The organism is Mesorhizobium sp. CNPSo 4684, from assembly GCF_057784315.1.
Map to the genome: position 1 here is coordinate 1 of NZ_JBWLUX010000102.1, position 625 is coordinate 625.

General features: G+C 66.1%; 1 protein-coding gene. It reads right to left on the bottom strand.

The features are described 5' to 3' along the window. Positions 1 to 625: adenosine kinase (locus AC04SG_RS32870; protein ID WP_488554402.1), on the bottom strand; the 625-nt coding region annotated here is incomplete at both ends.

Sequence of the window (625 nt, forward strand, 5' to 3'; positions counted from 1 at the left end):
CGGCAATCTTGCAGTCCTTGCGGATGGCCGCCAGCGCCTCGTCGAAGGATTTGGTCTGGTAGAGCGACTTGATCTCGTGGCTGTTGGCAAAGACGATGTCGACGGTGCCCGAGCGCATCAGCTCGAGGAACTCGTCCAGGTAGCGGTCGACGCAGAACGAATCCGACAGTGTCATCGACACTTCGCGTCCGGCCTCGTGTGCGAGCCTCGCCGTCTGCCGGATCGCCTCCTTGGCGCGCGGCGGATCCCACAGATAGCCCTCGAAGTAGGTCACCTTGGCGCCGGATGCCTTGTCGGCCTCGACGTCTTCCGGCCCGAGTTCGACGCAGGCGCCGAGATAGGTGTTCATCGAACGCTCGCCGTCGGGGGTGACGAAGATCATCGAGCGCGCCGTCGGCGGCTGGCCTTCGAGCGGCTTGGTGTCGAAGGCAACGCCCTGGGCATGGATGTCATGGGTGTAGATTTCGCCGAGCGCGTCGTTCGACACCTTGCCGAAGAAGGCGGCGCGGCCGCCGAAACTGGCGACGCCCGCCGCCGTGTTGCCGGCGCTGCCGCCGGAGGCCTCGATCGCCGGGCCCATGCGGCTGTAGAGCAGCTCGGCGCGCCTGGTGTCGATGAGGTTCAT